The following is a 14646-nucleotide window of genomic DNA, read 5'->3' as shown; positions in this document are numbered from 1 at the left end:
TGCTCTGTTTCCAATAGTTTTTCGTCAGGCAACGCTCTGAACTTCAAGTACCACATTTTCGTTGCGGAAATCAAAAATCTCACGACGGCGATCTTCGCCCTTGATGATGGACTGAGCCGCCAGTTGCCCCATCTCCATTGCCGTGTCTGTGAAGATATAACGGAACGAGCCTTGTCGTCCGGACATCACCAGGTTGTCGAACTGGCACAGGTGAGTGATCGCTTTTTCACGTTTGTCCTGATAATCCACATCCATCAGCGGGTAGGCGTGCTCGGTGTAAGCCGTGAAGTATTCGCCGGTATTAATGTTTCGGTCAATGCCAAGAGTTTCAAGGTCGGTAAGTACTCTCTCTCTGAGTTTGTCACCTTCCATATCCCAGATTTCATCGCCCTTATTGCAGGGGATTTCGATCATCACAGAGGTTTGACCTTCCGGAGCCATGTAAGGAGATCGACGTCTTGGTTCCTGCAGGCGAGTACCCAGAATTTCCGGATCAGAAAGATACTGCCAGGTGTTGTCCGAGATATTTTCCTTTTCCATGGGCATATTGAAGAAGCGCAGGGAGCGGAATTCCAGACCACTGTCGTAGCCTGTCATGCGACACATATCAGACAGTGGAATAGTGGCAATAACAGAATCAATATTCAGCTGATGTTCTTCACCATTCTGAGTGAAACCAATAGCTGTGATCTTGTCGTCAGAGGTTTTGATATCAGAAACGTTGCAGTTCAGACGAATATCGACACCCTTCTTCACCAGCTCTTCACCCAGGCGGGTATAGAGGTGACCAAAGCCAAGCTTCGGATAGCGGTACTTTCTGGCGTAGGTTCTTGGTGTATCTTTCTTCTGTGGTAACAGACGACGAGCGACATCTTTCAGGTCGAGCAGGCTGATACGCTGGGAAGCCCAGTCCGCAGAAAGTCTGTTCGGATTAATGCCCCAGAGTTTACCGGTGTAACCTTCAAAGAAGTTTTTATAGAGCGTCTTACCAAAGCGGGTTTCAATCCATTCAGCAAAGCTGGAATCCCGACGATTCTCCGGACGCTTTTTAAATGGCAGAAGTAACAGATCAACAGCGGCACCAAACAGCAGTGAAAAAGGTGCGTTCTTCAGCAGATCACCAATAGCCAGTGGATACTGATAGATTCGACCTTTAAACCGAATCACGCTTTTACGTTCGGCATAGAGCAGGTCTTCAGCCATTAACTCATCAACAAACTTGAGCAGTTCGGGGTTGTGAGTGATAAAACGATGACCGCCGAAATCAAAACGGTAGTCGCCGTGTTTACCTTCAAATTTGAGGGTGGCGCACATGCCGCCGACTTTATCGTCACGTTCGATAATGGTGACTTTGTAACCAGCTTCAACCAGTTCCCAGGCTGCCATCAAACCTGCAGGGCCGCCACCCAGTACAGCTACATGCTGTTGTGTTTGTTCAGTACTGCTCATGCCTGATTTGCTCCGGAACTGTTTTTAGATGAAGGCGAAGAGGATTGAGCGTAGCCCTTGTTCCAGAAATAGATAAACAGACCAAGGTATCCAGCCCAGACAATCAAGGGCAGCAGATTAGGTGAAGCGTTATAACCGAACAGCGCTCTCAGGAAAGTACCAAAGGTGCCTCGGTCATCAAGAATATGGGAGATATCAAATACAGAAGTCTGGAATACAGGCAGGTACTCGGCAGCCTGCAGCATATTGATGGCAGACGACAGTAAGCCGGCAGCAATAATGATGATCAGCAGACTGGTCCAGCGGAAGAATGGTGTCAGGGAAACCTTTTTCGTGCTCTTCAACAGAGCCCAGACGAGAACGACTGAAGCAATCAATCCAAGCAGGCCGCCAATTAAACCGCCTTCGAGTGTAACGCCCTGACCGGAATACACCAGCGCCGAGAAGAACAGAATGGTTTCAAACCCTTCCCGCAACACAGCAAGAAACGACAGAAACACCAGACCAAACAGGTTGCCAGACGTCACATGTTCTTTAATGCTGTCCTGCATGCGGCCTACCTGAGCTTTGGCCTGTCCCTGCATCCAGATAGCCATATAGCTGAGTACAGCAGTCGCAAATATCAGAATGCCTGCCATTAGCAGGTTGCGGTAATGTTCGCTGGAAAACTGATCAATAATGACCTGAAAAACAAAAGCTATAACCAGTGACAGCAGCATACCTGCGCCGACACCGAGGTAGATAAACTTGTTGTGTCTGGAAGCATTAAGGCGCGCCAGATAGGAGAGGGCTATGCCTACCAGCAGGAAGGCTTCAAGACCTTCCCGAAACGTGATCAGAAAACTTGCGAACATCGTACTGCCTGATTTTTAAATCGAATAACCTGAAGACTCAGGAGCGGTTAAAAACTTTCAACACCGTCCAGCGCATTGCGTGGCGGAATACTACAGGAATCAACAACATTGAGCTGTAAAAATGGACATCCTGATTCAGCTGACCAATCAGGTGGCCAGGGTTGCCAAACAGCATTAAATAAACGCCGCTGAGCGTACAGATAACCAGTAGCCATTCGGTCATCTGACCGGTTATACGAAGGAATGGTTTGGTTGAGCGATTCAGCAGGTTACGGTGTGAAGCCCAGAAAGGACCAACGATCAGCGGGAAAACAGTCAAACCGGCCAGCAGGTGGGCAATCAGCATCACTCTCTCAATCTGCCAGCTGGCTTCAACAAAGTCCCAGAGCAGCAGACCACTGAGAAACATCAGGTACAGAGTGGTTTCTGCCGCCTTATGTTTGTAGGCCAAACGATGAAAGAAAACACCCAAAGAACTTTGGACGCTGGATGCAGGTATGTGGTCATTTGTACTGGCCATGTTGTTGCTCGCTGCTCTCGATTGGCTCCTTAAAAGCCCGGGTTTGAGTTTTATTGATATGGATTCTCAAATAAGAATTCATATCAATAAAACTGCTTCATTAAACGACAAAAGGTGTTGGCGCGATATTCGCACCAACACCTTCATCAGCTGTAACCTTTACGGATTACTTGGCGCTGACTTTAGCCTTCCCTGCCATAACCATCGCAGTACCGAACTTGCCGCCGGAAGCGATGATCTGAGGAACTCCGTCCTGGTCGGTGTCGGTGGACTTGTCGCCTTTCAGCTGGTTTTCACCACTGTCGCCCATCCATTCTGCCAGCTGCATGCCACCGTTGATCACGGTCTTGAACCAGCTCACGTAACGGTTGGTCAGAGCCTGCAGTTCCAGTTCAGGCGCATTTTCGCCTTCCTGGTTGCTCAGCTGCTGAATCGCTTCACGCAGACCACCGGAGATAGCTGCAGAAGTGAAAGGAGTGTGGATAGTGGCTTTGCCAGGAACGGTTGCCCAGGTGCCCAGCTCTTTATCGAACATGTTCTTTTCGATAGCGATGTACAGGTTACGAGCTGCAGTGCGGTAACCCTGGTCACCAGTTGCCAGGAAGGCAGAAGACAGACCGCGCAGAACAGCAAACTGGGTTTCCAGAGACTGAGTCTTGCTTGTTTTACCGTTATTGTTCTTAGAAGAAAGGCTGGCAGAGTCGTAAGCCAGACCGTTCTTGCCAATCAGCGTGTTAACGATGAAGTCAGCCTGCTGCTTGAGCATCTTCAGAGCTTGCTTGCCCTGTTCAGTCTTCAGGTTTACGTCGCCGCCTTCAGCAGAAGCGTAACCTACCGGCAGTGCATCCTGGGAACGCTGGAAGATGTTCAGTGCAACCAGAGAGTAAGCAGCGTCAAAAGTATCAACTTCAGAACCCTGCTGGCCTTTGCTGTAATCAGTTACAAAAGTCCCGGCCTTGCTGTTGAAGTGCAGGGCAGACAGGTTTTTGAACAGCATGTTGGACAGGTTGCTCGCTACGGAGAACATGTCGTTACCTACTACATCGTTACCTGCTTTGGCATCGATGTTGGCAGCAGGTGCAGCAGCGAATGGTGCGCCATCAAATACGGCCTTGAACGCAGGGTTCTGGGCAGAGTTGGCAGTACGCTGATCGGAGTATGCGTAGATCTCAGACACTGGCCACAGCAGCATCCAGGTGTCACGCAGAGTTGAACGACTGTCGGCAACAGTCAGTTGATCAATAGCGTTTACGCCGTTAACCGTTGCTTCTTTAACCACTGTCTTATGAGCAAACCATACCGGTGATTTGGCCGGGTTGTAGTCAGGACCAAACTTGGCACCCAGCTTCTTGCCGTCAAAGCCCAGCTGGTTTTGCAGCACCAGCATCTTGTCGAGAGAGATTTCAGTCAGCAGCATGCCGTTGAAACCGTCAGCTGCGGAAACGCCCAGACTATGAACGCCGTCCTGATCCATCTTCATGGAATCAGCTTCTACTTCTTCATCAGATTCGGTTACGTGCATGCCACCGAGGAAATCCTGTGCCCACATCACTTCCTTCAGCATAATGCCGCCGGTAGCAGCAGGGTTGAAGGCTTTGTCGAAGCTGTTTTCATCCCAGGACAGTGACTTGTAGTCACGGAAGTAAGCAGGAACAACGGCCTGAACCGTTTTTTCTTCACCTTTGGCAGTTACGATTTCCAGCTCGTCGCCATTAACGACAGAGATGTCTACTTTAGCTGCAAACTCAGGGCTGCCGGACATGTAAGGCATGGAGATCGGATACATGTTCAGTGGCACTTCGTTGGCTGGGAAGCCAACAGCCTGTGCCATTTCGATAACACGCTTGCCCAGGTCAGACATCTTGCCGCCACGGGCAGAGTTGATTGGGCCGTTGACCAGATGTGGACCCATTTGGGACTGGTAGTTCAGCGCGTACATGGCTTCTTCAGAGTATTCGTAGCTTTCGATGCCGGCCGCAAAGTCAAAAGCAGTTGGCAGATTAGCAAGATTCGGATCCAGTGTATCCAGGTCAAGACCCAGACCTTCAGCCAGAGGCTCACCGGACAGTTCGAATTCGGTGTAAGCCAGGAACTGGCCAGCAGGGTTATGGGTTTTATCTAGAACTTCTACTTTTGCGGCGTTAACAACAGACGCAAAAACAGCGGCAGAAATGGCAGCACTGAGAGCCAACTTTTTCAAAAGAACTTCCTCTGACAAGCTTTCAGGACGCTGGGTGCGTGGGGGTGAGCCTTAGTCCTGATAAAATTTTTTAGTTATATCGAAATGCAATGAGAATAATTCGCATTATGCTGCCGTATTGAAAAGGATTTGTTGACTTGAGTCAATGGTTTTAAGAATTGTTCTCATTTGTATGTAGAAGTCGCAGAGACTTACGCAGACGTGCGGGTATGTGAAAAAGGAGCAGCCTGAAAATACTGCTCCCGAGATAACTAATTAGAAATGAAAGCTTTATCTGCTTGAGTGAAAGCCAGAATCAATTGGCTGACAGCCTGATAAAAACCAAAACTGTCATGTCTGGCAATGTCTTCTGACCAGCGGGGTAACCAGTTCAGAAGACACTGTTCCAGACAATCCAGTTGTTCTTTCACTGCAACATCCTTGACTGCAAGGTTACCCATAAAGTCGAGAATGATAGCCAGATGATCTGCCGGTTCATTGAATGCTTCACTCTGTGCCAAACCATAAGACTGCAGTCTTTTGATCATGTCGTGATGAGGTTGTTGCATCAGCAGGCCCTCTTCACTGAGGTAGAACGATGCATAGGGCTGAACACTGCTGCGACCAGCTCCCAGAAAGAGTGATGCATAGTCGGCAGCCAGTTCCAGCTTGCAGTCATTGCGTAAGCGCAGTTGGTTGATGGCATTGCTCAGCTTTTTGCTCGACGCTTCAAGTCCCTGTTCCAGCGAGAGTGACTCGATAAAACCGCTGACCTCAGGGCTGAATAAGGCTTGCAGTTGATTGTCATTCAGCTCTTTGGCTACCAGACTGGATAACCACCAGTAAATCTGCGCTCTGTTCTGGGAAATTGTGTCGCTCATGACCGATACTCAATGAGAAATAGATGACTGCAGAGAAGCGAAATACTTCGCTGCAGTCGGGTGAAGACCTTCTTAAGCTTTGACGTTTTCAGGACCGTCAAAGGCAGTAACCTTCAGCGCGGGTCCTGTGTACTTTTCGATCTGAACCAGTGCAGAATGAGCAGAAGTGGCCTGAGCCAGCTTGGAGCTGCGCTGGTCACGGGTCAGTACGTTAGGATCACCGTTCTTGCAGATGGAGCCGACCTTGCCGCCTTCTGCAGGGTTGTACCAGGCACCTTCAAAGATACGAATGACACCCTGACGGAATCTGTCGCTGATTACTGCACCAGTCAGTGCCTGACCACGGTCGTTGAAGACACGGACCACATCACCATTCCTGATGCCACGAGCCTTGGCGTCTGCAGGGCTGATGTAAACAGGTTCACGACCCGCGACTTCATAAGTTTCACGAAGACCCTGGGCACCATTAAGCTGAGAGTGAACACGATCTCTCGGGTGGCAGGACTGCATATGCAGTGGGTACTTGTCAGATCCTTTACCGCCGTGAGAGCGTTCAACCGGTTCCATCCATACCGGGTGAGCAGGGCAGTCTTCATAGCCGAGTTTGGCAATTTCCTCGGAATAGATTTCAATCATGCCGGATGGTGTACCTAATGCTTCCAGTTCCGGTTCTTCACGGAAGTCAGCGTGACGAACCCAGAGCTTTTCGCTGGCTTTATCGAACTCAAAGTAACCATCACCGTTCCAGAACTCTTCAAAGGTTGGCATTTTGATGGCTTTGCCTTTCGCGTTCTTCTGCGCCTGAGTATAGAGGTGCTCAAGCCACTCCATCTCGTCACGGCCTTCGGTAAAGGTTTTTTCCTGACCGAAGCGCTTGCAGAGATCGGCAAAAATATCGATGTCGTTGCGGGCTTCAAACAGTGGCTCAATCAGTTTATGCATGGCGATAATGCCGCGGCGGGAATGGTTACCAAAGCCGTCTATATCGTTGCGCTCATAAGGTGTTGTTGCTGGCAGCACGATATCGGAGAAACGACAGGTTGCTGTCCAGTGATGGTCGATGGCAATAGTGGTTTCCAGGTTCTGCCAGGCACGGACCATCTTGTTGCGATCCTGCTGATGGTGGAACGGGTTACAACCGGTAAAAATAGCCATCTTGATCGCAGGCAGAACGACTTTACGACCATTGAAGTCGATCGTTTTTCCAGGCTCCAGCATGGAATCAACAAAACGGGCGACAGGAATGGTTGAGGAATACTTGCCGAAGTCTCCGTCGTATTTAGGCTTGCCGTTGGGAGCGCTACCAGTGAAACCGCTGACTTTTACACTCTTGCGAGTGGGAACACCGGCACCATTGTAGTGCCAGCCAAAACCGAAACCACCACCCGGCAAACCGACCTGGCCTGTCATGGCAGAGAGGACAACCAGCATCCAGGCATACTGTTCACCATGGTGCATACGCTGTACACACCAGCCGCCAATAAACTGGGTGCGTTCTTTGGCAAATTTGCGAGCAAGCGTTTTGATGGTGTCAGCAGGAATACCACAGATTTTACTGGCCCACTCGGCAGACTTTGGCTGACCGTCGCTTTCACCAGTCAGGTAAGGTGTAAACTTGTCAAAACCTTCACAATAGTCATAAACAAAATCTTCGTCGTACAGTTCTTCAGTGAACATGGTGTGAGCCATACCCAGCATCAGAGAAACGTCGGTCTGCGGGTTAACCGGCAGATGTTCTGTATTCAGATAAGCCTGAGTATCGGAAACTACAGGATCGACACTGATGGCTCGAATAGCGCCACTGGCAATCTTATCTTTGAGCTGCTTGTAGTAACCGTAAACATCATGGTCCGGAGTGCTCCAGCCAGCCTGCAGATTCTTGATAGGATCGGAACCCCAGAAAACGATGTTTTTGGCGTTTTCCAGCACCAGTGGCCAGGAGGTTTGCTGGCTGTAAACTTCGGTAGAACCGACAACACGAGGGAGGATAACCTGTGCAGCACCGGTTGAGTAGTCACCTACCTTTTTGACGAAGGTGCCGTGCAAACCAACAGCGCGCTGCATGGCGGCAATACAGTTGTGGTAGGAACCATTCGCTTTCCAGCCAGTGTGGCCAGCGTAAAGACCTGAAGGACCATGGGTCTTCTGAACACGTTCCAGCTCTTCGTAGAAGAAGTCCAGAGCCTGATCCCAGCTGACACGAACGAAGCGGTTATCACCACGTTGAGTGGTGTCACTGTTATGGCGCTTCTTCAGCCAGTCCAGCCGAACCATTGGGTAACGAACACGAGCTGGAGAATACAGGTCGTCACGAATACCCATCAACATTTTGCTGGGGAAACTATCTTTTTCAAAAGGCCTAACAGTAGTCAGCTTGCCGTTTTCAACTCTGGCACGAAAAGCACCCCAGTGGGTGGCGTTGGTTTTTTCTGATACCTGACCGCTGGCCGCAAACGCTTTACCGCTTAGCAGGCTTGGACCGATCATGGCTGCAGCAGAACCTTTCAGCATTCCGCCCAGAAAACGACGGCGGCTCAGTGATACGCTGGCTTCACTCATGGTTTCTCTCCTTGCTTTCCCTCTGGGGAAAGAACTATTCAAATTCTTTATGGCTTGTTTCACCCGCTGTACTTGAGGAAGTATCAGCGGGCTGTCCATCAGTGTTTGCTGCCAGCTTTGGAGTCTGCCGCATGGTTCTGCAGATATTTCAGCAAGGTTCTTTCTTCGCGCTTGTCGAGGTCTGCGAAGCTCATCATGCCTTTCAGCTGGGCAATCCATTCGGTGGAGTTGAAGTGGCCGATATCCGGTGCGCCGTGGCACTGGGTGCAAGTAGCCTGATAGAGCTCGTCGGTGTAGCTCCAGATAGGTTCAATAGAGGTCAGGAAGTTGGTGTTCTTTGCCCATGCTTTTGCTGAGACTTTCTGCCACTCTTTTTTCTGGTCGCCAATGGTAGTGGTTTCCAGAACTTCTACCTTGCGGGCAAATGAACCTTTCAGTGTTGCGGAATAGATACGTTTTCCTGCTTCCTGATTCAGTACCCGTCCACGGCCTTTTTTCTGTTTCCAGCCCTGAATTTCAATCAGAAGCATGTCGCCCTTACGCTCAAGAACTTTTACTTCAGTGGCTGGTAGCAACTTACCGGCTTCTTTCTTGCCGTCTGCTTTTTTGAACAGCTTGATTTCAGTCAGTGAGTAGAGGGTTTCAGCCTTTGCTGGTTGGGTCGCATCTTTAACCAGGCTGGTATAAGACTTACGGAAGCCGCCAGAGGTGTCCGGCATGGTATGGGCGATACCCTTGTGACAGGAAATGCAGGTCTGATCAGTCGCTGCAGCTTCCTTCATGCGCTTGGCCGCTTTGGTGGACTGCTTGCTGTGATCCATGGCTTCGTAGCTGTGGCAGCCACGGCAACCGGAGGAATCATTTTCTTCCATTCGAGCCCAGACATTCTGTGCCATCTCCAGACGGTTTTCTTCGTACAGCTCAGGTGTATCGATCTTCTTGGTGATGTAGTGCTGATAAACGTCGTTGGTAGCCTGCATCTTGCGCTTCATCTGACCAACAAAGTCCGTAGGCATATGACAATCAACGCAGGTAGCACGAACACCGCTGGCATTCTGGTAGTGAATGGATTTCTTAAGTTCTACCAGAGGTTGCTGCATGGTGTGGCAGCCGGTACAGAATTCTTCAGTACCTGTGTATTGCATGGTTTGATGACCGGTGAATACCAGTGCCACGCCAAAAATGATGCCCGCAGTCAGCAGGCCAATGACGGAGTATTTGCCTGAGGGGCTGGTTAAAAAACGCCAGAGATTTTTCATGAACACACAAACCTGAAATTTTTGAATGACATCAGGATATGATTCACATGTGAATGGTTCTGCCACTGGCTATGAACAACTTTTAACAAAATGTGAATAGATGTGAATAGAATGCTCTGGTTATTAGAAATGCGTATATCAGCAGTCAGGCACCTCTGAATAGAATGACGGCTCAAATTAACAAAAAGAGTCCTGTCCATGAGCCATCACGTTCTTGTTGTCGAAGATGAGCCTGTCACCCGTGCCAGACTGGTCGGCTATTTTCGCTGTGAAGGCTATCGGGTTTCAGAAGCTGACAGTGGTGAAGCCATGATGGATATCTTTAGTAATGAAAAGGTCGATCTGATTCTGCTGGATATTAACTTGCCAGGAATAGATGGCCTGTCTTTGACCCGACAGCTTCGAAGCCAGTCAACAGTGGGCATTATTCTGGTGACAGGGCGCAGCGATACCATTGACCGGGTGGTGGGACTGGAGATGGGCGCAGATGATTATGTAGTGAAGCCTGTTGAACTGAGAGAGCTGCTGGTCAGGGTTAAAAATCTGCTCTGGAGGATATCTCTCTGTAATGCAGTGACAGAGCCTGAGGAAAAAGACGACTTTATCATCCGTTTTGGTGAGTGCCGAATAGATACCCAAAGACGTGAACTCTATCGAGGTGACCAGCCTGTAACCCTGACCGGAGCTGAGTATGAACTGCTACTGGCCTTTGTAACTCATACGGGCATGGTACTCAATCGGGAAAGGTTATTAAGCCTGACCAGTCATCGTAGAGAAGCGCCCGGCGACAGAACCATAGATACACTGGTCAGACGACTGAGACATAAACTGGAAGAACATCCTGGACAACCGGTTATGTTCAAGACCATTCATGGCGAAGGTTATCTGTTCACCGAAACCGTTTTCTGAGACACGTCATAGACGGGACGCCAGCTGGCAGGAGAAAGACTGCTGGCAAGGTCGTCAGGAAGGCTGTCTGAGGAAAGAGTTCGGATGTCGGGTCCCAGATCCTGAAACCAGGGCTTTTTCTCGAGGAATTTGATAGCCTGATCGACGGAAAGTCTTCCCTGCAGAACCATATTGTCATCATTAGCCAATAGAATTCGATGTCGTAACAAACCGCGATAGACACTGTGGCTCATATAGGTTGAGATGACCTGAGTCCTGCCTGTGAGTTTACGACGTATTAATTCAGGAATAGCCACTTCAGCCATAACGGCACCGCCCACCAGATAGTCGAGTTGTGGGTGTTGGTCCAGTGTCTTTTGAATCAAATCTCGCTTGATGGCTGAATCATTGTCACCCCATGACTCACTGACTATCACTACAGAGCTGCCTTCCAGCCCTGCTCTTAGCCCCTTAAGGCTAACATCGCTGCCACCTCTGCCGGTCGGAGATGAAAACCACGCGACAGTTGCAGGTTTTGAACCTCTTGGGTGTTTATTTGAAAGGTGCTGACCAATACGGAAACCCATTTGGTACCAGTCAACGCCCACCTTACCTGAGACTCCCTTTGGTGAAAGGTTATTAACCAGACCAAAAACCGGAGTTGAGCTGGCAGTTTGCTCTACTGACTGGTTGAGCAGGTCATAACCGACACTGCCCAGAAGAATGGCATCGGCCTGCCAGTTTCGGCAGGACTGCAGTTGGTTGCGTTGCTGCCCGGCACTGTTATAGCCATCAGCGGCCATAACCTTTAACTGAACGCCCAGCTTTTTTGCCTGATCAACCATGCCATAGTTTACGCTGAGCCAGTACGAGTCCTTCAGGTGGGGATAGAGCACGCAGAGTTTCCATCTAGAAGATGCTCTTTTCAGAACTGAAACTTTTGCCGGAACTGTGTGGGAGAAATTAAAAGCCGGACTAGCCTTTTGAACCAGCCATTGGTCAGCGAAGACCGTGTTAAAAGTCAGTTGAACGATAAGTACCGTCAGCCAGACAGTAAAACGTGAAGCTGTCGGTATCATTCTCAATAGACTCCTGAATGCAGAAAGGTTCATAGTAGCGCTAACCAGAGCTACCACAATAGTTGTATACCGTGCTCCTGCCATTTCTTCGTCGTTTAAACCCTGCTCCCGGTCTGGGAGGAAAATTGCTGCTGTCGTTCAGTGTCTTTGTCATGCTGGCCATGATTATTGGTCTGGTGGCCTGGGGAGGCTTTGCCCAGCTTGCTCAGAGAGAGAGACAGGTCAGTGAACAGACAATTCCTGATCTGGTGACAGCAAGGCGTCTTTCCGATCTTTCAACAGAAATCCTGTTTCTGGCGCAACTGCTGGTGGAAGCAGAGTCTGAAGGCGAGAGACAGTATCAGGGAAAACAACTGACTCTGGCCGGCCATCAACTGGCACAGCTACAAGGTGAACTGAAGCAACGATCACCTGAGCAGAAGCCGGAAATACTTCAGCAGATTACTCTAGGTGTGATTAAAAACCTTTCGGTTCTCGGGCAGCAGGTTGGCCACAGAATCCAGCTGGAACAGACACGACAGGAAAACCTCCATCAGGTATTCATTGAAGTGGCTGAGCTGACACGGCTTGCACGTTCACAAGTGGCTAACTCCAGTACGATTGTTATGTCTGACTTTGCGCATCTTTACAGCCCTGAGAATGAAACTAACAGAACCGAATTCATGATGGCTCTGGATCAGCTGGTGGATGTTGATTTTGATCAGCTGCAAAGAGTCAGTACGCTGGAGTTGAGAATCTACCGATTACAGAACCTGCTGACACGACTGGAAAAAACAGGCTCAAGTAATGAGTTAAAAGTATTAAGAAAAGAATACCAACCCTTGATGGATCGCATCGGATATCTGGTTCAGTCAGTGGAAGACCCTGATCGTAGAACAAAGCTATCGAATAGCTTAAAACAACTTGCCGTTATTGGTTCCATCATTGATAACACAGAAAAACTGATATCCATCCGAAATGATATTGCCCAGCTGAACAAGGGGAACTCCTTTCTCTTGTCCCGATTGAACCAGCAGACTGATCAGCTGGTGTCCTATTCAGAATCTGAAGCGATAAGAGCGGGTGATGACCTGAAAAAAAGCCTCCATTACGGACGTTCATGGCTGTTGGTGATGATGCTGATTACTGTAACTGCGATGGTTCTTATTCTCTGGTTATTTGTTTACCGTCATCTGGTGAAACGTCTTACTTACCAGACATGCGCTATGACGAAGCTGGCTGAAGGTGATTTGTCAGTGGTTGTGAATGATGATCACAAAGACGAATTGAGTGACATGGCGAAAGCTATAGAGGTTTTTCGAAGAAATGCTATTGCCCGGCAGCAACTGGAAGAAGAGGCTTTACAAAACCAGCACGAGATTAAACGACATAGAGATCATCTTGCTGAGCTGGTAGAAGAGCAGACGGATCAGTTAAAGCTGACCAATGTTGCACTTCAGGAGCAGGCTGTTCAGCATCGAAAGGCAAGAGCTGAAGCTGAACAGGCTAATCAGGCTAAAACCCGTTTTCTGGCTCATATGAGCCACGAAATTCGAACACCAATGAACGGTGTTCTTGGAACATTGAGCCTATTGAAGGGGACACAGCTTGATGACAGGCAGCAGGAGTTTGTCAAAACCATTGGTTATTCCGGAGAAATACTGCTGGATATCCTCAATGACATTCTTGATTACTCAAAGATAGAAGCGGGTCATATTGAGAATAATCCGGTCAGTTTTGCGTCTCGCCAACTGGTCGGTGAACTGGTCAGCCTGATGAAGGCTAGAGCTATCAATAAGGGGCTTAACCTTGAGCTGATTATCAACGACACTGTACCTCAATGGCTCTTGGGTGATGCGGTAAAAATACGACAGATATTGCTGAACCTGATTGGTAATGCGATCAAATTTACCCTGAAGGGTAGTATTCAGGTATCACTGCAGATCCGCACCGCAGGCAATTATGAATTCAGAGTGACAGATACAGGCCAGGGAATAGCTGAAGATAAGCTGATGACAATCTTTGATGCCTTTACCCAGGCAGGCTCAAATATCAGGCAGCCAGGGACGGGGTTGGGATTATCGATCAGCAAAAGGCTGGTAACTGTTCTGGGTGGAAACCTGCAGGTAAACAGCCAATCAAATAAGGGCAGTAGCTTTTACTTTTCCCTGCCTCTTGAGACGTCACGTTCGAAAGATACCTCGCTGAATACAGAATCGAAACTGTCTCAATATCGTGTTTTGCTGGTGGAAGACAATGCGGTTAATCGAGCTGTGGCTGAAGGCTACCTTTTACAATTGGGGCAGATTGTTGAAACAGCAGAAACCTGTCAGCAAGCGAGGGTTGTCGCATGCAGTCAGTCCTTTGATCTGGTTTTAATGGATATAAACCTGCCTGATGGCAATGGAACGGATCTGGCTAATGAGCTTGGTTCTATTTTCAGCAAACCGGTTCCTGTTATTGCTGTCTCTGCTCACGTATTCAGGGAAGACCAGCAGAAATTCCTTGAGGCTGGTATGGCTGCTTGTCTTGGCAAACCGTTGCGATTGCCCGAGCTGGCGAGAACTATTGTTGAAGTAATGGCGCAAAAAGGTACTTTGACAGGGGCGAGTTCCATCGTAAAAGAACTTCAGACTGACCCTGAAGAGTTACTGAATCTGCATCAGTTGAACGAAGACAGGGAGATTCTGGGAGATGAGACCGTTGAAAATATGGTTGGCATGTTTCTGGAATCATCGAAGCGGACTCTTGAAACAATACTGTCTGCTGAACAGGACGACCATGAACTTATAAAGAATAAGGCTCATGAGTTAAAAGGTGCTGCAGGGAGTATGGCGCTGCCAACACTTCAAAAACTTGCAGGACAGATTGAACAGGTAGCAGGGCAGAATAAAGGATGTGAGCAGTTACTGGTTGATTTGGAGGGTTGCTACAGGAAGTCCTGTAAAGCTCTGGAGCTGTGGCGAGTAAACCAGCTCCAGAGTGTCAGATCTTAAGTA

10 protein-coding genes are annotated in these 14646 nt (G+C 48.9%); 2 read left to right on the top strand and 8 right to left on the bottom strand.

Annotation, left to right across the window (positions count from 1 at the left end; all coding sequences use genetic code 11):
• Positions 1-24: 24 nt before the first annotated feature.
• The 7 genes from EOPP23_RS07320 to torC all read right to left on the bottom strand — a co-directional run bounded on the left by EOPP23_RS07320 (position 25) and on the right by torC (position 9701).
• Positions 25-1449, bottom strand: coding sequence for an FAD-dependent oxidoreductase (locus EOPP23_RS07320; protein WP_153765310.1), 1425 nt, complete (start codon positions 1447-1449; stop codon positions 25-27).
• Positions 1446-2303, bottom strand: coding sequence for an FTR1 family protein (locus EOPP23_RS07315; RefSeq protein ID WP_153765309.1), 858 nt, complete (start codon positions 2301-2303; stop codon positions 1446-1448). Before EOPP23_RS07315 ends, EOPP23_RS07320 begins: the two co-directional genes overlap by 4 nt.
• Before the next feature lie 37 nt (positions 2304-2340).
• Positions 2341-2823 carry a hypothetical protein gene (locus EOPP23_RS07310; protein ID WP_153765308.1) on the bottom strand — a complete coding sequence of 161 codons (483 nt, stop codon included), beginning with the start codon at positions 2821-2823 and terminating at the stop codon, positions 2341-2343.
• A 166-nt stretch (positions 2824-2989) separates the two neighbouring features.
• Complete coding sequence (locus EOPP23_RS07305) at positions 2990-5023, bottom strand: hypothetical protein (RefSeq protein ID WP_153765307.1); 2034 nt, start codon at positions 5021-5023, stop codon at positions 2990-2992.
• A gap of 251 nt (positions 5024-5274) precedes the next feature.
• Complete coding sequence (gene torD, locus EOPP23_RS07300; RefSeq protein ID WP_153765306.1) at positions 5275-5883, bottom strand: molecular chaperone TorD; 609 nt, start codon at positions 5881-5883, stop codon at positions 5275-5277.
• A 72-nt stretch (positions 5884-5955) separates the two neighbouring features.
• The gene (torA, locus tag EOPP23_RS07295) at positions 5956-8442 is read right to left on the bottom strand and encodes a trimethylamine-N-oxide reductase TorA (protein WP_153765305.1); all 2487 of its coding nucleotides are present in this window, start codon (positions 8440-8442) and stop codon (positions 5956-5958) included.
• 98 nt (positions 8443-8540) lie between these two features.
• Positions 8541-9701: a pentaheme c-type cytochrome TorC gene (gene torC / locus EOPP23_RS07290; RefSeq protein WP_153765304.1), complete on the bottom strand. Its 1161-nt coding sequence runs from the start codon at positions 9699-9701 to the stop codon at positions 8541-8543.
• A gap of 198 nt (positions 9702-9899) precedes the next feature.
• Here torC and torR point away from each other — a divergent pair, with 198 nt between their 5' ends.
• Entirely contained in the window at positions 9900-10610 is a 711-nt protein-coding gene (gene torR, locus EOPP23_RS07285) for a two-component system response regulator TorR (protein WP_153765303.1), read from the top strand.
• Here the strand turns inward: torR and torT are convergent.
• Positions 10583-11668, bottom strand: coding sequence for a TMAO reductase system periplasmic protein TorT (gene torT, locus EOPP23_RS07280; protein WP_194842532.1), 1086 nt, complete (start codon positions 11666-11668; stop codon positions 10583-10585). The two genes, torR and torT, sit on opposite strands and share 28 nt — an antisense overlap.
• Before the next feature lie 71 nt (positions 11669-11739).
• Between torT and torS the strand changes: the two genes are divergently transcribed.
• The gene (gene torS / locus EOPP23_RS07275) at positions 11740-14643 is read left to right on the top strand and encodes a TMAO reductase system sensor histidine kinase/response regulator TorS (RefSeq protein ID WP_153765301.1); all 2904 of its coding nucleotides are present in this window, start codon (positions 11740-11742) and stop codon (positions 14641-14643) included.
• Positions 14644-14646: the final 3 nt, after the last annotated feature.

This window comes from Endozoicomonas sp. OPT23, assembly GCF_009653635.1.
In the GTDB taxonomy this organism is placed as follows: domain Bacteria; phylum Pseudomonadota; class Gammaproteobacteria; order Pseudomonadales; family Endozoicomonadaceae; genus Endozoicomonas_A.
This window is presented reverse-complemented; position numbering and strand designations above follow the sequence as displayed.

Bases quoted from the DNA above. Each gene is read 5' to 3' on its own strand.
- EOPP23_RS07320 (WP_153765310.1), bottom strand. From the start codon at position 1,449: ATGAGCAGTACTGAACAAACACAACAGCATGTAGCTGTACTGGGTGGC.
- EOPP23_RS07315 (WP_153765309.1), bottom strand. From the start codon at position 2,303: ATGTTCGCAAGTTTTCTGATCACGTTTCGGGAAGGTCTTGAAGCCTTC.
- EOPP23_RS07310 (WP_153765308.1), bottom strand. From the start codon at position 2,823: ATGGCCAGTACAAATGACCACATACCTGCATCCAGCGTCCAAAGTTCT.
- torD (WP_153765306.1), bottom strand. From the start codon at position 5,883: ATGAGCGACACAATTTCCCAGAACAGAGCGCAGATTTACTGGTGGTTA.
- torA (WP_153765305.1), bottom strand. From the start codon at position 8,442: ATGAGTGAAGCCAGCGTATCACTGAGCCGCCGTCGTTTTCTGGGCGGA.
- torC (WP_153765304.1), bottom strand. From the start codon at position 9,701: ATGAAAAATCTCTGGCGTTTTTTAACCAGCCCCTCAGGCAAATACTCC.
- torR (WP_153765303.1), top strand. From the start codon at position 9,900: ATGAGCCATCACGTTCTTGTTGTCGAAGATGAGCCTGTCACCCGTGCC.
- torT (WP_194842532.1), bottom strand. From the start codon at position 11,668: ATGATACCGACAGCTTCACGTTTTACTGTCTGGCTGACGGTACTTATC.